The 19,912-nt window shown below is 45.9% G+C and carries 19 protein-coding genes; 11 read left to right on the top strand and 8 right to left on the bottom strand.

Features of this window, described 5'->3' with window-relative positions:
- Positions 1–56 precede the first annotated feature (56 nt).
- The gene (locus BT112_RS00455; RefSeq protein ID WP_245776948.1) at positions 57–1,019 is read right to left on the bottom strand and encodes a mechanosensitive ion channel family protein; all 963 of its coding nucleotides are present in this window, start codon (positions 1,017–1,019) and stop codon (positions 57–59) included.
- 189 nt (positions 1,020–1,208) lie between these two features.
- On the opposite strand from BT112_RS00455, the gene BT112_RS00460 reads away from it, so the two are divergent.
- From BT112_RS00460 to BT112_RS00470, 3 genes are all read left to right on the top strand, one after another.
- Positions 1,209–2,363 (top strand): amidohydrolase, encoded by a 1,155-nt coding sequence (locus BT112_RS00460; RefSeq protein WP_072315334.1) that lies wholly within the window; start codon positions 1,209–1,211, stop codon positions 2,361–2,363.
- 1 nt (position 2,364) lies between these two features.
- Complete coding sequence (gene alr / locus BT112_RS00465; protein WP_072315335.1) at positions 2,365–3,516, top strand: alanine racemase; 1,152 nt, start codon at positions 2,365–2,367, stop codon at positions 3,514–3,516.
- Between the two features lie 61 nt (positions 3,517–3,577).
- Positions 3,578–3,913, top strand: a complete 336-nt coding sequence (locus tag BT112_RS00470) for an Mpo1-like protein (protein WP_175545716.1) — start codon at positions 3,578–3,580, stop codon at positions 3,911–3,913.
- A gap of 27 nt (positions 3,914–3,940) precedes the next feature.
- Here the strand turns inward: BT112_RS00470 and BT112_RS00475 are convergent, their stop codons facing one another.
- On the bottom strand, positions 3,941–4,396 hold the full coding sequence (locus BT112_RS00475) for a DUF4442 domain-containing protein (RefSeq protein ID WP_072315337.1): 456 nt from the start codon (positions 4,394–4,396) through the stop codon (positions 3,941–3,943).
- A 247-nt stretch (positions 4,397–4,643) separates the two neighbouring features.
- Here BT112_RS00475 and BT112_RS00480 point away from each other — a divergent pair, with 247 nt between their 5' ends.
- From BT112_RS00480 to BT112_RS00495, 4 genes are all read left to right on the top strand, one after another.
- Positions 4,644–5,114 carry a DUF4870 domain-containing protein gene (locus BT112_RS00480; protein ID WP_072315338.1) on the top strand — a complete coding sequence of 157 codons (471 nt, stop codon included), beginning with the start codon at positions 4,644–4,646 and terminating at the stop codon, positions 5,112–5,114.
- A 63-nt stretch (positions 5,115–5,177) separates the two neighbouring features.
- Positions 5,178–5,522, top strand: a complete 345-nt coding sequence (locus BT112_RS00485; protein WP_072315339.1) for a PadR family transcriptional regulator — start codon at positions 5,178–5,180, stop codon at positions 5,520–5,522.
- Positions 5,515–7,287: a PspC domain-containing protein gene (locus BT112_RS00490; RefSeq protein WP_072315340.1), complete on the top strand. Its 1,773-nt coding sequence runs from the start codon at positions 5,515–5,517 to the stop codon at positions 7,285–7,287. The genes BT112_RS00485 and BT112_RS00490 overlap by 8 nt, the downstream gene beginning before the upstream one ends.
- A 137-nt stretch (positions 7,288–7,424) precedes the next feature.
- A complete protein-coding gene (locus BT112_RS00495) occupies positions 7,425–8,147 on the top strand; it encodes a head GIN domain-containing protein (RefSeq protein WP_072315341.1) in 723 nt (240 codons plus the stop codon).
- 58 nt (positions 8,148–8,205) lie between these two features.
- Here the strand turns inward: BT112_RS00495 and lnt are convergent, their stop codons facing one another.
- A complete protein-coding gene (lnt, locus tag BT112_RS00500; protein ID WP_072315342.1) occupies positions 8,206–9,798 on the bottom strand; it encodes an apolipoprotein N-acyltransferase in 1,593 nt (530 codons plus the stop codon).
- Between the two features lie 126 nt (positions 9,799–9,924).
- Here lnt and BT112_RS00505 point away from each other — a divergent pair, with 126 nt between their 5' ends.
- The gene (locus tag BT112_RS00505) at positions 9,925–10,665 is read left to right on the top strand and encodes a CDP-alcohol phosphatidyltransferase family protein (protein ID WP_072315343.1); all 741 of its coding nucleotides are present in this window, start codon (positions 9,925–9,927) and stop codon (positions 10,663–10,665) included.
- Positions 10,666–10,676: 11 nt separating this feature from the next.
- On the opposite strand, the gene gldG is transcribed toward BT112_RS00505, so the two are convergent.
- From gldG to BT112_RS00520, 3 genes are read right to left on the bottom strand one after another with little or no spacing between them, the layout of a single operon-like run.
- Entirely contained in the window at positions 10,677–12,353 is a 1,677-nt protein-coding gene (gldG, locus tag BT112_RS00510; RefSeq protein WP_072315344.1) for a gliding motility-associated ABC transporter substrate-binding protein GldG, read from the bottom strand.
- Complete coding sequence (gldF, locus tag BT112_RS00515) at positions 12,343–13,068, bottom strand: gliding motility-associated ABC transporter permease subunit GldF (RefSeq protein WP_072315345.1); 726 nt, start codon at positions 13,066–13,068, stop codon at positions 12,343–12,345. Before gldF ends, gldG begins: the two co-directional genes overlap by 11 nt.
- 37 nt (positions 13,069–13,105) lie before the next feature.
- Positions 13,106–13,936 (bottom strand): SAM hydrolase/SAM-dependent halogenase family protein, encoded by an 831-nt coding sequence (locus BT112_RS00520; protein ID WP_072315346.1) that lies wholly within the window; start codon positions 13,934–13,936, stop codon positions 13,106–13,108.
- Positions 13,937–14,200: 264 nt separating this feature from the next.
- Between BT112_RS00520 and BT112_RS00530 the strand changes: the two genes are divergently transcribed.
- Positions 14,201–15,160 (top strand): PhoH family protein, encoded by a 960-nt coding sequence (locus tag BT112_RS00530; protein WP_072315348.1) that lies wholly within the window; start codon positions 14,201–14,203, stop codon positions 15,158–15,160.
- Between the two features lie 210 nt (positions 15,161–15,370).
- Complete coding sequence (locus BT112_RS00535; protein WP_072315349.1) at positions 15,371–16,330, top strand: phosphoribosylaminoimidazolesuccinocarboxamide synthase; 960 nt, start codon at positions 15,371–15,373, stop codon at positions 16,328–16,330.
- Between the two features lie 104 nt (positions 16,331–16,434).
- On the opposite strand, the gene BT112_RS00540 is transcribed toward BT112_RS00535, so the two are convergent.
- Positions 16,435–17,664, bottom strand: a complete 1,230-nt coding sequence (locus BT112_RS00540) for an MFS transporter (RefSeq protein WP_072315350.1) — start codon at positions 17,662–17,664, stop codon at positions 16,435–16,437.
- Positions 17,665–17,812: 148 nt separating this feature from the next.
- Here BT112_RS00540 and mnmE point away from each other — a divergent pair, with 148 nt between their 5' ends.
- Positions 17,813–19,198, top strand: a complete 1,386-nt coding sequence (mnmE, locus tag BT112_RS00545) for a tRNA uridine-5-carboxymethylaminomethyl(34) synthesis GTPase MnmE (RefSeq protein WP_072315534.1) — start codon at positions 17,813–17,815, stop codon at positions 19,196–19,198.
- Between the two features lie 413 nt (positions 19,199–19,611).
- On the opposite strand, the gene BT112_RS00555 is transcribed toward mnmE, so the two are convergent.
- The gene (locus BT112_RS00555; protein ID WP_072315352.1) at positions 19,612–19,794 is read right to left on the bottom strand and encodes a hypothetical protein; all 183 of its coding nucleotides are present in this window, start codon (positions 19,792–19,794) and stop codon (positions 19,612–19,614) included.
- Positions 19,795–19,912 lie beyond the last annotated feature (118 nt).

Below are 19,912 nucleotides of genomic sequence, written 5' to 3' on the forward strand. Positions count from 1 at the left end.
ATATCGTTGTATAAGTAGCCCGGAAAACAAAATCGTTACAGAAATACCTGTGTTTTTTACGAGGCCACCCCGGTACCGGAGGCATAGCCCCGGGGGGAATCATGCTCCAGCGAAACCCTCGTCTTCGGCAGACTATCCGGAAATTCCCGCTGCATAAAAACAAGCAGGTGCTCCCGTACATATACCCGGAGATCCCATCCGTCCGAAGAATTCCGGGTACTCATCAGGGCCCGTACTTCTACCCTGTTCTCTTTTGCGTCGGTTACCTGCAGTACATTGACTTTCCCGTCCCACAACTGTGAACTTTCCAGGAGGCGGGTCAATTCTTCCCGCATACGGTCAAAATCCACCGAATAATCGGTATAGATAAAGACGGTACCGAGGATCTCCGCACTGGTGCGGGTCCAGTTCTGAAAAGGGTGTTCTATAAAATACGTAGAGGGCACCACCAGGCGCCGCAGATCCCATATTTTAATAACGACATAGGTCAGGGTAATTTCTTCGATACGTCCCCACTCCCCTTCCACGACGACCACATCGTCTACCCGGATAGGCTGGGTAAAAGCGATCTGTAAACCGGCCAGCATAGAACCGAAGACCTTTTGTGCGGCAAGTCCCAGGATAATCCCGGCTACACCCGCAGAAGCAAAAATACTGATCCCTATACGGCGGATATTGTCAAAAGACATCAGTACGAACGCTATGGCCATCAGGATGATGATAAAAATAACGACCCGTTCAATGATATTGTATTGGGTATAGAGCTTGCGCGAATGAAGGTTGTCCGCTACGGTCAGGTCAGCATGCCGCAGAAAGAGCTTTTTGGCTATGCCTGTTGCCACAATAGCCGCCCAGGCAAAACTGACAATCAGAAGAATAGCACCCAATTTTTCCATAAGCACCCCGATTTCACGGTTTATACCGTAAAAGGTAGTTTTCAGTACGGAAACAGCAAGGGCCATCATAAAAAGCAGGGTAGGAAGCAAAAAGGGTTTGAAACTTTTCAGGGATATTTTCATAGCAAAGGATTTGTGTGCCCTTAAAATAAGGAAAAAAAATGAAAGAAAAGACACGGACCCCATGACACCACAGGTGTTACAGCGCCCGAGATTTCTATGCATTCCTTCTGGTGTTCTCTTCAAATTTCTTAATTTAGTGGAACCGACCCTCCGTCATCTCCGGGTATCCCCGAAACAAAAATCTTAAATATGACTGATATTCACATTGATAAGAAAAAACTCATTCATCTCAGAAGAGATTTGCACCGGCATCCGGAAGTATCAGGACACGAAAAGGAAACCGCAAAAAAGATCAGCTCCTTTCTCCGTGAATACCATCCCGATGAAATTACAGAAAACCTGGGGGGGCATGGTATTGCTGCGATATACCACGGAACAAAGCCCGGAAAGACCGTGCTTATACGATGCGAGCTCGATGCTTTGCCTATCCCGGAAGTCAACACCTTCGCCCATCGTTCGGAATATGAAGGTGTGTCTCATAAATGCGGGCATGACGGCCACATGGCTATGGTTGCAGGACTCGCTATGATATGCCATGAAAACCGGCCGGAACACGGTAAAGTTATACTCCTTTTTCAGCCTGCGGAAGAAAACGGCGAAGGTGCGAAAAAGGTGCTTGCCGACAAGCAATGGAAAAAACTCGAACCGGATTACGTCTTTGCCCTGCACAACGTACCGGGCTTTCCCGCGGGGCAGGTGGTGGTCAAGGAGCATATCTTTACTCCTGCCGTACACAGCATTATTATAGCACTTCAGGGCCGTACCGCTCATGCGGGAGAACCGCAAAAGGGAATTAACCCTGCATACGCTATTGCCGAAATTATTGAAGAGTTCCGCACACTGGTACAACCGGATATGACTTCGGACGATTTCTGCCAGGTGACTCCGGTCCACATCCGCATGGGAGAAAAAGCCTATGGGATATCCGCGGGGGAAGGCGAAATTCATTTTACAATCCGCTGTAAAGACAACGATCGTATGGAAAATATGGCAAAAACAGCCGAGACCATAGTCAAGGAAATTGCACGGCGTCACGGGCTGAAAAACGCAATTTCATGGACGCAGGGCTTCTTTGCCAATGAAAACCATCCGCAGCCCACACAATGGATACGTGAAGCCGCGACTTCCGAAGGGTTTGATCTCTTCGAGAAAGACACTCCTTTTGGCTGGGGTGAAGATTTCGGCCTTTTTACCCGAAAATACCCGGGGGCCCTCTTCGGACTCGGGGCCGGAGAAAAGACCCCGGCTCTTCACAATCCCGATTACGATTTTCCGGACGATATCATACCTACAGGTATCCGTATGTTTCACTCCTTAATTCAAAAAGTAACCGCGCAACAATAATATGCACACCAATTCGACCATTACATTAAGTCTATCTGCTCTTAAAAAAAATATTACCTTTTTGAAAAGAACCTTTGGCAGGGATGTAAAAATATCATCCGTGGTTAAAGGTAATGCCTACGGACACGGTATACCGGAGTTTGTACGGATGGCCTCGCGTTGCGGCATCCGCCACTTCTCCGTATTTGATACGGACGAGGCAAAAAAAGTAAAAGAAGCAGCGACAAAGAACACGGAAATCATGATCATGGGATTTCTTCAAAACGAGGATATTCCCTGGGCCATTGCTCATGATGTCTCCTTTTTTGTCTTTGAAAAAGAACGTTTGCAACAGGCGGTCAGAGCTGCCAAAAAATCAGGTAAAAAAGCGGGGATTCATATCGAAGTAGAAACAGGGATGAACCGTACCGGATTTGATTTACGCGAAATTCCCACCGTCATCCGCCTGTTGAAAAAAGAAAAGGAACACCTCGATTTCAAAGGACTCTGTACTCATTATGCAGGTGCCGAAAGCGTTGCCAATCACTATCGTGTTACGGAACAGATCGGGATGTATAAAAAAGTGTACACCATGTTCCAGAAAGAAGGGCTTGTACCGGAACTACGACATACGGCCTGCTCTGCCGCTGCCATGGTATATCCGGAGACCCGTATGGATATGGTCCGCATCGGCATTATGCAATACGGGTTATGGCCCAGCCCGGAAACTTTTGTCAGTTTTCTGAACAAAAGAAAGATCAAAACCGATCCGTTACGCAGGGTCATCGCCTGGACCAGTGAAGTGATGAGTATCAAGGAAGTGAAATCGGGTGATTTTATCGGATATGGCACCTCCTTTATGGCCAAACAAAAAATGAAAATTGCCGTGGTGCCCGTCGGATACTCGCATGGGTACAGCCGCTCGCTGAGCAATCAGGGCCGGGTACTGATCCATGGCAGACGATGCGTCGTTGTCGGAAATGTAGGCATGAATATGATGATTGTGGATGTGTCCGAACTCAAAGGTCTTAAAACGGGAGATGAAGTGGTGATGATCGGTAGCCAGGGACAGGACGACATGTCGGTAGCCTCCTTCGGTGATTACAGCAACCAGTTGAATTACGAATTGCTCTCCCGGCTCTCCAAAGATATCCCGAGAAAAACAGATGTCTGAAAATGTGCCGGTTAACTATTTTCATGTAACTTTTTAGGGCTGTATGTCAAACGGTTCGGCTATGGAAGAAAAGATCAGGTCATTTGCGGAGTTTTACAGGTTTTACCTCACCGAACACCGGAATAAAACCAGCCGTATATTGCACTTTACAGGAACCTTTCTTACCCTGATTCTCGTTGTGGTCTTTCTCGCTACGGGAGGAGGCTGGGCATGGGTGCTGGTTCCGGTAACGGGCTACGGATTTGCCTGGGCAGGCCATGCCTTTTTTGAAAAAAACAAACCGGCCACCTTTAAATATCCCTTGTGGAGCCTGGTTTCGGATTTCAGGCTCTTCTTTGAGATCCTTAGCGGAAAGTGTTCCTTTGATAGTCGTAAAGACTCCACACCATATCGGTAATCCGGGAAATACCCCGGCAACAATACATCACGACTTTACCCGTACCGTCCATTCGAAATTAAAAGCAGAGACCACATCGTCCTGTTCGTCCTTACCTATGGCCTGCATCCAGAAGGTCTGCCCTTCTCCGGTTTCCATCGTCTTGCGGAGTGCTTCTTCGATACGTTCCCCGTCGTTACAGGTAAAAGTGATCTTTCCCTTGGCCTTTTTGGAAAAATTAGCATTGTTATTGGCCACAAGCATAGATATTTTTTTCCCCGTGGCCTGTATTTTGGTCATCACCATAGCGCCCGTAGCCAACTCCGCAGCCATACCCTGTACCGCCCAGAACATCGATCGGAAAGGATTCTGATTAATCCAGCGGTGACGAACGGTAACTACACAGCTTTTCTCATCTATATGTTTTACCCGCACCCCGCACCACCAGGCCGAGGGGAGTTTGAACATGATAAAGGTATTCAGTTTCCTGGGAGAAATCGTCATATTCCGTTTTTTACGGACAAGATATTGAAAATATCGTTATACCGAAAAAGATTGTTTTATTCCTATCTGAAAAATCAGCAAAAACACCGTAAAAACAAGGCTTCCCGGCTTCCTTAAGCTGCCCCTTTCACTCTAAATAAACAACATATCTACCGATTACACATGTTAATATTATGTTAATTTTAAGTACTATGTTTTGCATAATACCTTCTTTTGGATATATATTTGCATAAGAAAATAATAGGTTATGGAATCGACTATCACACAAAACCATAGAAATGTAGCCGCATTAATACATGCTTCTACCTTCTCCAAGTATCTTGTTCCTTTCGGAAACTTCTTATTGCCCCTCGTATTCTGGATGTCCAATAAGAAGAGCTCTCCTTTTGTGGAATATCACGGTAAGCAGGCCATCAATTTCCAGGTTAGCATTTTGCTTTATAACATAGCCCTGGGAATCACGGCCATTCCTCTTGCTCTGTTTACAGCGTGGGATTTTGCGAGTTTCAATTTTATCGGGGGCATGGATACGATCAACATCCAAACCGGACTCGACAGTATATTCAACCACGGCGAACATTTCTTACTGTGGGGTGTATATGGCATTCTCTACCTTTCGCTTTTTCTGCTCAACGTGATCTGTACGATCATCGCGGCGATGAAGGCTCATGAAGGCCTGGCATACCGATATCCTATGACTGTTAATTTCATCCGTTAGACCATCAATCATCATCATACCATCATCAAAAAACGAACAGTTAATTAAAGCATTTATGAACTCATGAACATTGAAAACACAAAAGCGCAGATGCGTAAGGGAGTTCTGGAATACTGCATTTTGTCCATTCTTCGGGATAAGGACAAATATGCCTCGGAAATACTGGAAACCCTGAAAGACGCAAAAATGCTGGTAGTGGAGGGCACGATATACCCGCTGCTAACCCGGTTGAAAAATGCAGGGCTGCTCAATTACCGTTGGGAAGAATCAACTTCCGGTCCTCCCAGAAAGTATTACACCCTGACGGATACGGGAAAACTATTTCTCAACGAACTCTCTTCCACCTGGGAAGAACTGCACAATGCTGTAACTATTGTAACAAGCCAAAAAACCTCAGATAATGAATAAGACAACAAATATAAATCTCGGCGGACTCTTCTTCCACATCGATGAGGATGCCTATATAAAACTCCGGAATTACCTCGAGGCTATAAAACGATCTTTTACCAGCTCCGAGGGCAGTGATGAGATCATTGCGGACATCGAAGCCAGGATTGCCGAGCTTTTTTCGGAAAAGATCAAGAACGAAAGACAGGTCATCGGGGTGTCGGAAGTCGATGAAGTTATCACTATTATGGGGCAACCGGAAGATTATCTCGTAGATGATGAGATCTTCGAAGACGAGCCTAAAAGGAAAAGTTCTTCCTCCTCTTCTTCACAGGCATCTTCCACCCAAAGAAAAGCAGGTAAAAAACTCTTCCGCGATCCCGATGACAAATATATCGGCGGGGTTTCTTCCGGATTGGGACATTATCTCGGGGTAGATGCGTTATGGATACGACTGTTATGGGTGTTTCTTGTCGTCGCCGGTGTAGGATCGGGGATTCTGATCTATATATTGTTATGGATACTTGTGCCGGAAGCCACCACGACTTCGCAAAAGCTCGCCATGAAAGGGGAACCTGTAAACATCAGCAACATCGAAAAAAAGGTGAGAGAGGGTTTTACGGAAGTCTCCGAAAAGGTTAAAAACGTAGATTATAAGAAAGTGGGAAACCGGGTAAAGTCGAGTTCCAGGACTTTCTTTGATTTCCTCGGTGACACCATGGGCGTACTGCTCAATGTCATAGCCAAATTCATAGGGATCATCATCATTCTATGTGCCGCCGGGGTTATCATCGGGTTATTCATCGGGCTGTTTACCTTCGGATCTACAGGGTTGATCGAAGGCCCCTGGAGCTATTATATCGAAGTGCACAATGCCACGGGAATTCCCGTATGGGCAGTATCTGTCATGGCTTTCTTTGCCATCGGAATTCCGTTCTTCTTCCTGTTCCTGCTCGGCCTGAAAATCCTGGTCAACAACCTGAAATCCATTGGCAATACGGCAAAATATGTACTGCTTGCCCTTTGGATATTGGCTGTGATAGGACTTACCGCACTGGGGATCAAACAGGCTACGGAGCAGGCTTTCACCGCGAGTTCCACAGAAATGCGTAAACTCCCCTCCCCGGTTTCGGATACCTTATGGTTCCGTGCCGAAAGCTATGACTCCTGGGATGACAGGTACTATCACGACCGGTTTGATATTGTTATGAAAGACGACTCCCGAAAACTGTATCTCGAAGCTGTCAGGATCAATTTTAAGGCCTCTGAAGATAGTACAGGAACGGTTAAGATACTGAAAAGTGCAGAAAGCAGCAGTTATGACAAGGCGCGGGAAAAGGCATCCGGTATAGCATACGATTACGCCATGAAAAACAACACCCTTTACTTTCATGACTATTTGCTTACCGATTACGCCAATAAATACAGGAACCAGGAAGTAAAGATCACTGTTGCGCTTCCGACCGGTACGGTGATCTACCTCGATCCTTCGATACAGCGGAAATTAGGTTCTGACCATGCCAACAATATGAGGTATGCTACCTATGACATGGCCAACCATTTCTGGAAGATCGGAAAAAACGAATTGATCTGCCTGGACTGCGAAACCGAAGAGATTCCTGATGAAGATATGAAAGAGGAACCTCATGACAATGACAGGATCAGGATCGACTCGGAGGGGATCGATATCGATATCAAGGATGAAAACGGGGAGAATTTTAAAATGAAAATTGACCGTGAGGGAATACAGATCAAAGCCGGAACCAAAAAAGACACGGTGATATAACAGTTCATCTGCCAAATTATACAACTCAGAAAAAAATATTATAACTACCGGATAAAACAGAACAACTTTGTAAGCACAATAAGCAATCAATAATCATCTATCATCAACATCATCTATCAACCAAAAAACGAACAGCTATGACCACAATCGTAAAATTACTCATCGCAGCAGCACTATCCCTCTTTCTCTCTTCCTGCCAGTTTAATATCGCAGGTGTATCGGGAAACGGGAACGTACAAACTGAAAAAAGAACCTCCGTTGCGGACGGATTTACTTCCGTAAAAGCCAGCCACGGGCTCGATGTTTATATCCGGCAGGAAAATACTTTTGAGGTTACGGTAGAAGCCGACGAAAACCTCCTGGAGCTTATCCGTACCGAAGTAGAAGGCAACGAGCTCCACATCTATGCCAAAAAAAGCATTGGAAATGCCAAGGCTAAAAAAATATATGTCAGCGCTCCGAAAATAGAAGGTATTACCTCCTCCAGCGGCGCCGATATTATTGTGGAAAACCTACTGAAAAGCGATAAACTGGAACTGAAATCTTCCAGTGGCAGTGATATTGTCGTGGAAACGCATGCCGATTATGTTTCCTGCGACAGCAGCAGCGGATCGGATATCCGGATCAAGGGAGAAGCCAACACACTCGATGCCGAGGCGAGCAGTGGGAGCGCTGTCAGGGCCAGGGATCTTAAAGTAGCCAAATGCAAGGCCAGAGCCAGCAGCGGGGGCGATGTATATATCCATGTTACCGAAGACCTGGTCGCCGATGCCAGCAGTGGCGGTAATGTCCGGTATTCCGGTAACCCCAAGTCCGTGTCTTCCGGAAAATCCGTATCCGGAAATGTGAGCAAAGACTAATTTTTTTATCAAATATAATCAGGCATGATTCTCCGGTGGAGTTCATGCCTTTTGTTTTTTACAATGCCTGCGGTTTCTTCTTTCCCAGAGCGAAAAGAAGGATGAGTCCGGCTATCATCACCCCCAAACGTGCTATATAATCGCCGTATTTCACATAAAAAGTGAGTTTTTCATTCATTGCTATTTCTCCCCTAAGGGTCCCCCGGGTATCATAAGCAAGGGTTTGCAGGATATCCCCCCTGGGATTGATAAATGCAGATATCCCCGTATTGGCACTCCGGGCAACACTGCGCCGTGTTTCTATGGCTCTCAACCTTGCGTAACTGAGATGCTGCTTATGTCCCTGTGAATTGCTCCACCAGCCATCGTTGGTTATTATGGCCAGGAAATCTGCTCCTTTATGGATATAACCGGTGACGAATTCGCCGTATATGGATTCATAACAGATGACCGGAGCGGCTTCTCCGCTTTCCGAAGTAAATACGGACCGTTCATCCTGCACCGCACGCGAGGATATGCTCCCACCAAGGTCGATCATAATATTACCCAATACAGGTTCGAGAATACTCCTGAACGGAAAGTGCTCTACACCCACCACCAGTTTGGATTTGATATAAAACTGCAGACTATCGGTCTTATTGATCTGCACGGCCGCATTATAGGCATCATACCATCCGCCCCCGCGTATTTTATTGGCTGTAGGTGTCGGATGTTCCGGACCGGTATAGCGCCTGTAAAAATCGGCCCCGGTGATAATCTGTAAACGGGGATGCTTTACGGCAAACTGTTGCAGGATCATTTTACCCTGAGACCTTCCGAAACCATCTATGTTCACGCCTTCCGAAAGTGTGGTCTCGGGAGCAATCAGGTAGTCTGTATTTTCATCGACGACAGCTTCTGCCATCCGGACCATATTTGTTGCCGTGGTTTTGTTCCGCAACTCATATTTTTCACTATACGGATCCACATTGGGTTGCAGGAGTACGACCTCAGCCTTGTTTTCGGGCTCCTTATAACTACTGTACAGAAAAAGAGATATAATAACAGGGATGGCTATAACCAGTACATTTCCCGCGATACCACGGGTAAGCCGTTTTTTATCCCTGCTTTGTAGATAGCCTCCCACGGTTAGAAATATTCCGATATTGACTATCCATATCCAAAGACTTCCCCCGAAGGTCCCGGTGTACTCATACCACTGTATCCAGGCGGGATACTCGGAAAATCCATTACCGAGGTTCAGCCAGGGCCAGGAAAAATCCCAGTTGAGATGAAATTTTTCAAAGGCCATCCACAAAGCCGGTAAAAACACCAGGTGTATTTTCGGCGGCAGTTTTCGCGCTACGAGATGATACATCCAGAACACCAGCGTCATCAGCAGAGAATTAACAACTATGGCAAATGTCATACCGAATGGCGTCGAATACCATATCCACCATGTCGTGATACTATTCCAGACCAGAAAAGTCAGGTAGGCATGTCCGAACACCTTTTGTCCTTTCCGGGGCTTCCCGGACATCCGGATATTTTTTTCGGCAAGAAGTAAAGGCACAAAAGCCGTGAAAAGCAATAGCGGGATGCCATAAACAGGCCATCCGGCGGCAAGTAATAATCCTGAGCACAAGGCCAGAACCAAATTATTTTTTGTCATCTTTACGGTATTTCGGGTCCGGCAGGAACCTTAGACTATATATAATAAGGCAAGTTACCAAAGTTTGGTCAAACTTATACTAAAATACTATTAATCTCGTATTTTTACCGAAACATTCTATTTCTTATGAAGAAACATATTCCGAATATTCTTACGCTGCTCAACCTTTTTTGCGGAACCGTAGCTGTCATATATGCTGTAAACGGACAGACCGGGATTGCTGCCTTTTTTGTTTTTCTCGGTATATTTTTCGATTTTTTTGACGGTTTTGCCGCCCGTAAACTGCATGTACAGAGCGACATCGGGCTCCAGCTGGACTCTCTTGCCGACATGGTCACCAGCGGCGTGGTTCCGGGAATGGTAATGTACCACCTGTTACAGCTGAGCCTTGATCCGGGATCGTGGGGACAGGGCATCCGTGTAGACCTTTCTTCTCCCCAGGGCTTTATACCTTTTACAGGATTATTTATTACCCTGGCCTCGGCATACAGGCTGGCTAAATTTAATATCGACGATGATCAGCAGACTTCTTTTACAGGCCTGCCTACTCCTGCCAATACATTATTCATACTCTCACTTCCACTCATACTGATTTACCAGGAAAGCGAACTGGCATTTTCTCTGATCCGAAACACATGGGTGCTCATCATTCTTACATTTATCAGTTGTTATATCCTCAATGCCAAAGTAAAACTGTTCGCCCTGAAGTTCAAGAACTGGGGATTCCGGGAAAATGCAATAAAGTATGTTTTCCTGTTATCGTGTATCGTTCTGCTTGTCCTGCTACGGTTTGCCGCCATCCCCGTCATTATATTATCGTACATCATCGTTTCGGTAGCTACCAACAAAAAAACCGGAGCCGTTTAGAAAAAACGGGATTAACGGTATCTCCGCTTTCGGAAGTAACCGAATCCCAAAGCAAAAACGATCAGGATTACGAGAGGCAGTATGAGATTGATCACCTTCCGGAATACGGCTTCTTCAGCAACCTTTTCCTTGTCCAGAAAAGGAATGGTCACTTTTTTACTGCGGATGTAGATGAGACCGTTTTCATCGAGCAGGTAGTTGACACAGTTTCTCAGAAACTCTTTATTACCGTAGAAGTTATTTGTCCATTTATCATACCCCAGTTCGAGGGGGCGCCCCTTGTTCAACTGGTTTTTGATCAGGTCACCATCTGCTATGACAATCATCCCGGTCTCCACCCCGGTGTCGAGATTATCTTTTAGGTCCAGCGGCTTTATCCTGTTTTTGTATACGGAATTAAACCTGCCTTCCAGCAGTACGGCCAGAGGCTGGTTCCCATTGTTATAAGTGGCTTTATCCGGTTCGCGGGTAATGATCTCCAGATCGATATCGGCAGGTACCCCCACTGTTTTGGAAAGCGGGGAACTGGACAGTAATATCGTTTTCCGGACCGGATTTTTTAATGTATCTATCGCATTGGCAAAATCAAACCGAAGGGCTTCGATATTGGTATTTACCGGATGGTTGTCCGGAGACATTACCATAGGCGCATAATACCAGGGATAAGGATCGTAGCGGGAATCGTTTCCCTCTCCCGAAGCCATGACTATCTGGGTAAAATACAGATCATTGACCAATACCGGATTGATCCTTACTCCGTAAGAGAAAAACATATCTCCGAGATTGAGATCTCTCGGCAAGGCCATGGTCTTCCCGGATTCGTTATACAGGCTGTCCATTTCGGCATGGACCTGATCTATGAGCCACAACGATTTTCCACCGTGCATCACATACTGGTCGAGGACTGCTTTTTCCTCGTCGGTGAAAGCAACAGTAGGTTTGGCCACGAGGATCATATCGTACTGCTCCAGTTGCTGCAGTGTCCGCTGGGGCGAGACGGCAACAGAATCGAGGGTAAAAGGAGCCAGGTTGTAATAGTCCCGAAGCGATCCGAGAAAATCGGCCATATATATATCTTCAAGTTCTCCATTTCCCTTAAGGACAGCTATATTCTTCTTATCGGTAATGGTGAGTTTTGCAAAGGCATCGGCAAAGACATATTCCAGCTGCTGTACCGAATTTCTTACCCTTTCTTCGTCAGTTGCCCCGAGTTTGTTTTTGAGCAGCGGTACCCGTACACTGCGGTTTGCGTAGTTGGCAAGGGCCCATGGGAATAGTATTTCCCGGGAGACTTTACCGGCCTTTTCTTCGGAGAAGTTCAACGGGGTAAGCCCGATAGACTGTAATTCACGAATGACAGCCTCGGAATTCTCACTATCTTCCAGAGGGTCTACGAAATTGAACCGAATATTCCTGTTCTTTGCCGCAAACTCTTCGAGTATTTGCCGGGTCTCATCACGAAGTTTCCTGAATTGCGATGGCAGTTCTCCCCCGAGAAATACATCGACAAAAACAGGTTCCTCCAGTTTTGCAAGGGGTTTTACGGAAGCTTCGGAAAGTGTGTAGCGGTTATCCTGTGTAAGATCGAACCGGCCGTAAAAAGATACGGATACAGCATTCAGTACGATCAGGAGCACCAGGACTCCCGCAATGACTACCAAAGGTTTTTTCTGTAATCTAAACAGCATCCGGTCGGTTTTTCAGTTTCACAACGGTAACAAAAAGAAAGAAGAAGGCTATGGATATAAAATACAGAATATCTCGCGTATCCAGAACCCCCCGGCCTATACTGTCGAAATGGGCTTTCATCCCCAAGCCTGAAATATCCGTTCCAAACCCCAAAGCAAGCAACCCTTCGAAACCATAATAAAAAAGGAAGCAGACAAATACGGAAACCAGGAATGCCACGATCTGGTTGGTGGAGAGGGTCGAAGCAAAAATACCGATGGCCGTATAGGATAATATCAGGAAGAGCAGTCCGAAATAAGAGCCCAGTGTACTGCCGGTATCGAGGTTACCTTCGGGATTTCCCAATTGCCAAACAGTCCAGACATATAATAGTGTAGGTAGCAGAGCCAGAAGAACCAGAGCAAAGGCCCCCAGGTATTTCCCGAGAACGATCTGCCACATCGTCAAAGGACGGGTAAACAGGATTTCGAGTGTTCCCTGTTTTTTTTCTTCGGAAAAGCTTTTCATGGTCACTGCCGGAATGAGGAAAAGCAATATCCAGGGAGCAAGTCTGAAAAAGGCAGTCAGATCGGCAAATCCCGAGTTCAGTATATTGTATTCTCCGTCAAAAATCCACAGGAAAAGTCCGTTGATGACCAGGAACACAGCAATCACCAGGTATCCCACGGGAGAAGCAAAAAACGAAATTATTTCTTTTTTGAATATTGCGAACATACTCTGCGTTCTATTCCTTGACGGGGTTTATCCCCTGTTATAAAAATCGTATGGTTACCACATCCCGGTAACTCAACCCGAGAAGGCTCGAAGCCCCTCCGACCGTTTCGAGATTGCTGCGGTAAATGGCCAGTTCGACATATCCGGACGAGTTAAAAACTGCCAGCCGGCGGCCATCGTCGTCCCGTCTGGGCTTTTCTACCGCAAAGTTGACAATATCGCTGTATTTGGTATAGATACGGTCGAACCGGTAATTACGGGCATACAGTTCAAAATCTCTTCCTTTACGGATATTTTCGAACAACTGCCGTGAAATATTGGTCACTACATTACCGTAATTATCTACATAAATCACATGCCCTGTAACCAGGTTTTGCTCCGTATTGACAATGGGTGTAAATGTTCTTAACGATTTGAGTTCCGTTACCGGTTTTCCCACAACTTCCAGGGTACCTCCCCTTGCGATGTGGCATGCTACCTTTACAAAAACGTCCATGGCAGGAAAAATGGTATCCAGATCGTTATAAATATTTATTTCTACGATCTTATCCGGTTTACGGTCACCCGCCACCAAAGACATGATCCCGTTATCGGCTCCTACAAAAAAGTGATCGTTGAGCAGGACGGCTATATGGCGGTTATCCGGGTTGCGTTCGGAATCGACACCGTAAACATGGATACTTCCCTTAGGGAAATTCTTATAGGCATTTTTGAGAATATAGGCCGCCTCCTGGACATTAAAAGGACTGACGGAATGTGATATATCCACAATCTTCACGTCTTCGGTCTCACTGTAAATAGCTCCTTTAATGGCACCTGTAAAGTGGTCTTTCTCCCCGAAATCCGTAGTTAAACTTATTATAGCCATAAAAATAGTACCGACGCTTTTTTTGTGTAAATTAGCGATAAATAACCTTGTTATTATCGTTATCCGTATGTGGGGTAATGCGAACCACAAACGTACTAAAAAAGTAGGGGATAGCCCCTATAGCAAAACAGACTTTTTTATAGTATCTTTAAACAACAATAGTAAAACTTTAGAGAAGTTGCCCCCCCTTGTACGGCTTGCTTTACAGCCACAGGACACTTCTCCCGGAAAGCGAACACAAAGATTAATCAAACCCATCAGCTTTTGAACGAAATAATAGTAGAACTTACTGAGATCAGCCCGAGAGAATTCTTCGGCGAGCAAAACATCAACATCGAACTGCTCAAAAAATACTTCCCAAAACTAAAAATCGTGGCCCGCGGAAATAAGATCAAGGCCTATGGCGACGAGGAACTTCTGGAAGAATTCGATAAACGACTGGACATGCTGGTCATGTATTTCGGGAAATACAACAAACTGGACGAAAATACCATAGAGCGCATCCTTACCAGCGATGATAAGGAGGCCTATGAAGCCCCCATGCTCGAAAATGCGCAGGTGCTGCTTCACGGGGTCAATGGCAGGCTCATCAAGGCCCAGACCGTTAATCAGCAACGACTGGTAGACATGATGAAGAAAAACGATATGGTCTTTGCCATAGGACCGGCCGGAACAGGAAAAACCTATACGGGTGTAGCCCTGGCCGTAAAAGCCCTTAAAGAAAAGCAGGTCAAACGTATCATTTTGACCCGCCCTGCCGTGGAAGCGGGTGAAAACCTGGGATTCCTCCCGGGAGACCTCAAGGAAAAACTGGACCCGTATATGCAGCCGCTTTACGATGCTTTACGAGATATGATCCCGGCCGAGAAACTCCAAAATTATATCGAAACAGGAATTATCCAGATCGCACCTATGGCTTTCATGCGCGGGCGTACCCTCGACAATGCCTTTGTCATTCTCGATGAAGCTCAGAATACCACGCACGCCCAGATGAAAATGTTTCTGACCCGTATGGGAAAAAATGCCAAATTCATGATTACGGGCGACCCGGGACAGATCGATCTTCCGCGAAGAGTGATTTCCGGATTGAAAGAAGCTCTGCTCGTGCTTAAAGATATCAACGGTATCGGTATGGTTTACCTGGATGATAAAGATGTAATCCGCCACCGACTGGTGAAAAATATTATCGAGGCTTACAAGGAGATTGAGCATACGAACGGTTAAAAGCCGGGGTTTCGGCACGATGGCTTAACGGCCATCACTCAACCGCCTCTATGAAGTTCAGATATTTTGAAGAGGGAGTTAAAATCGAAAACAACTACAAAAAGCATGAGCAAAGGCGGCTGAGTGCCCGAGCGAAGCAAAGGGTGTATCGAAGTCCCGGATTAATGAACTTTTCCCGTATATTTGCGACAAAATTACGATCTTCATAAGATGAGCAACAGTACCATAACCGCAACACATTATAATTTTCCCGGGCAGAAAAACGTCTATAAAGGAAAAGTCCGTGAAGTATATACGTTAGAAAACGACCTCCTGGTCATGATCGCAACAGACAGACTTTCGGCTTTTGACGTGGTCATGCCCAAGGGAATTCCATACAAAGGTCAGATCCTGAACCAGATCGCTACCAACATGATGAAAGCCACCGAAGATATCGTACCCAACTGGCTTATCGCTACCCCAGACCCGAATGTAGCTGTGGGGCACCGGTGTACCCCGTTTAAGGTGGAAATGGTGATACGAGGATACCTGTCCGGTCATGCCGCAAGGGAATACCATGCCGGAAAACGACTTTTATGTGGTGTATCCATGCCTGAAGGATTAAAAGAAAACGACAAATTCCCCGGGCCTATTATTACTCCTTCTACCAAGGCGGATAACGGAGAACACGACGAAGATATTTCCAGAGAAGATATTCTGAGAAAAGGGATTGTTTCCGAAGAAGATTATACGCAGCTCGAAGCCTATACCAGGGCTCTTTTTCAACGTGGAACGGAAATTGCCGCCAAACAGGGGCTTATCCTTGTGGACACCAAATACGAATTCGGGAAAACAGCAGATGGTAAGATCGTCCTTATCGATGAGATCCATACGCCGGACTCTTCCCGATATTTCTATGCCAACGGGTATCAGGAACGTCAGGATAAGGGAGAAAAACAAAAACAATTGTCCAAGGAATTTGTTCGTCAATGGCTAATCGAAAACGGATTCCAGGGCAAAGAAGGGCAACAGATCCCGGAAATGACCGATACCTATATCAATTCCGTATCCGAACGCTACATCGAACTCTATGAGCAGATCACCGGAGAAACCTTCCAACGTGCCGATATCAGTAATATCGAAGCGCGTATCGAAAAAAACGTCTTGGGGTATTTGAATACGACCAGCTAATCCGATTTATTGCTACAGAACATAATATTACCAAAAAGCGTCCCGGTCGTTAAAGTTAAACGGCCGGGACGCTTTTATATGGATATACAGCTTATAATGATGTACTATACGTCTACCCTCTTCCTTTTCTCCGAAGGCAGGAACACGGTGAGTAACCCTAGTAACGGAAGGAAAGAACACATTTTAAATACATATTCTATACTCGTGGCGTCCGCAATATCGCCAAGTACCGCGGAACCAATTCCCGCTATCCCGAAGGCAAAGCCGAAAAACAGCCCGGATACCATCCCTACTTTTCCCGGGATCAGCTCTTGGGCATATACCAGGATAGCGGAGAAAGCCGAGGATAATATCAGTCCGATAAGCACGGTCAGTGTCCCCGTCCAGAACAGGTTTACATAAGGCAGGATAAGGGTAAAAGGTGCGATACCCAGGATACTGAACCAGATTACATACTTACGCCCGAAACGGTCACCCAAAGGTCCGCCGAAAAACGTACCGGCTGCTATGGCAAACAGGAATACAAAAAGATAAACCTGGGATGCCTGTACGGACACGTCAAATTTATCCATCAGGTAAAAGGTATAATAGCTGGTAAGACTGCTCATATAGATATACTTGGAAAAAATAAGAAAAAGCAGTACGACAATAGACCAGATTACCTGTGTCCGGGACAAGCGATGCCCTAGGGCATGATCGTATGTCTTTTTCTTTTGTGCCGGTGCCCGGTACAGATTGTTCTTATACCACTGCCCCACGCGCGACAGTACGATAATCGCCAGTAAAGCCGCCAGTGAGAACCAGATGACCGAAGATTGTCCGAACGGTACAATGATCATCGCAGCCAGCAACGGCCCCATAGAACTCCCGGCGTTTCCTCCTACCTGGAAAAGAGACTGGGCCATACCGTGCCGTCCCCCCGAGGCCATATGGGCTATACGCGAAGCTTCCGGATGAAAAACGGAAGATCCCATACCTATAAGACCCACAGCAAGTAATATGGTGCCGAAGTTAGGCGCCATGGATAAAACTACCAATCCTATCAAGGTAAATCCCATACCTATGGCAAGAGAATACGGTTTCGGGTATTTATCGGTATAGAGCCCTACAAGGGGCTGTAGCAATGAGGCCGTAAGCTGAAAAGTAAGGGTTATAAGTCCTACCTGGGCAAAACTAAGTTTAAAGGTTTCTTTCACCAGAGGATAAATAGAGGGAATAAGCGATTGCAGCGTATCGTTCATCATATGAGAAAAACTCAGTGCAAACAGAACGGGAAAGACCGTCTTTTCTGCCGAGACCCCCGATCCCGCAGAAACCGATGTATTTTTGTGCATAGTCTGAAGTATTTTAATACTATGCAAATTTATACCGGGTCTCTTTAAGCTATATGCAATATTTATACTTTTTACGATGCCCAAGATCGCAAAAACACAAGCTGGCTGTTTGCCCGATTTTAAATACTTTTGCATCAAAGAGAACATCATGCTGCCAAACGATACGATCATAGCCTTAGCCACTCCGAGCGGTGCCGGAGCCATTGCCATTATCCGGTTGTCCGGGAAAGATGCGATTCGCATTGCCGGAGAAAAATTCCGTTCGGTTAAAGGCAAAGAGCTATCAGTACAAAAAAGCCATACCATTCATCTGGGACATATCGTCGATGGCCCCAAGGTGCTGGACGAGGTTCTGGTCAGTATTTTTAAAAACCCGCATTCTTATACAGGGGAAGATGTCATCGAAATTTCCTGTCACGGCTCCCCTTATATTCAACGTGAAATACTTCAGCTTTTTTTGCGTAACGGTTGCCGTATGGCCAATGCCGGGGAGTTTACGCTTCGTGCCTTCCTCAATGGCAAGCTCGACCTCAGCCAGGCCGAAGCCGTGGCCGACCTTATCGCTTCGGATAACGAAGCCTCACACCAGGTAGCCATACAACAAATGCGCGGCGGATTTTCCGGGGAAATAGAAAAACTACGCCAGGAACTACTCAACTTCGCTTCACTCATCGAACTGGAACTCGACTTCGCCGAAGAGGATGTGGAATTTGCCGATCGGAGTCAGTTCGAAGAATTGCTGCAACGTATAGAACTGGTCCTCAAGCGTCTTATCGATTCGTTTGCTGTGGGCAATGTGATCAAAAACGGTATTCCCGTCGCCATCGTAGGGGCGCCTAATGTTGGTAAGTCTACCCTGCTCAATGCCCTGCTCAACGAAGAACGGGCTATCGTAAGCGATATCGCCGGAACTACCCGCGATACTATCGAAGACGAAATAGTGATCAACGGTATCGCCTTCCGTTTTATAGACACTGCCGGTATACGGGAAACCGAAGATGTGGTTGAGAGTATAGGAATCAAAAAAACCTTCGAAAAAATCACCCAGGCACAAGTCGTTATCTACCTTTTCGACGCCTCCCACTTCGCCGAAAACAGCGAAACCATCACCGTAGAAATCGAAAAGATCAGAAACCAGTTCCCGCAAAAACCACTGCTTATCCTGGCCAATAAAACCGACCTCGCCAGCAAAGAAAATATTGCCTCCGGATTGCATTATGACAACCTCCTGTTTATCTCCGCCAAACAAAACGAAGGTATAGAAACTTTGAAAGACAAGCTGCTTGAATTTGTAAACACCGGGGCATTGCGCAACAACGAAACTATTGTTACCAATTCCCGCCACTACGATGCTTTGCTCAAGGCCCTGGAAGAAATTCAGAAGGTGCAGCATGGGTTGCAAGCCGGAATTTCAGGCGACCTCCTTGCCATTGATATCCGCGAAGCGTTGTATCATTTCGGGGAGATCACGGGGCAGGTAACCAATGATGAGTTGCTGGGAAATATTTTTGCTAATTTTTGTATCGGGAAGTAATTTCTATTATTCAAAACTTAATCTAACCATTATTCATGGATAACTATCTCGTAATCTACAAGCAGCTCAATAGCAATTTTAATTGACGTGAATACTATTTAGAGCTTTTGAAAGTAAAGATGTTTTTAAGACTTTAATCTCCTTCGATCAGGTTAGCTCTTGTGTGATAATCCGGAAGCATTACCGGTATTCATCGGAACGATGAAGGAAACTACGGGATTATATATGCCCGGGTAAGCCTGAATCAATAGGGCCTCGGCATTGAAAATCGGCTATATCGGAGGGCGTACTGATACTTTTCTGTACAGCGAAATTATTATCGGGAATCTTTATAGCTTCCGTATCACTTAAAATAACCACCTGATTTCCTGAAACTCCCACAGCTCTCAAATCGTCCAGGTCCATGGAAGCCTCTACGTACTGGTAATTTTGTTAAGCCTGGCCAACACACCGTTATCCCCAGTAGCGGTATAATAATAATGATCTCCGTAGGTTACATCCGTAGCCGCATATCCCTGCAGGCCTTTGTAAGTATAGGAATCATCGAGGAGGCCGTTTGTCAATTGTATGTCCCCTACCAGAGCGGTCGACTCCATTCCGGAAATTTTAGCTACATCCGCAGCACCGGCAATATAGAGCTTCCGGTTCCGAACTGTTATCCCAAAGAATATGGTATTCTACAACATTCCTTTTTAGAAACACTATTCATTTCCC

Origin of the sequence: Sinomicrobium oceani (assembly GCF_900119185.1) — a bacterium.
In the GTDB taxonomy this organism is placed as follows: Bacteria; Bacteroidota; Bacteroidia; order Flavobacteriales; family Flavobacteriaceae; genus Sinomicrobium; species Sinomicrobium oceani.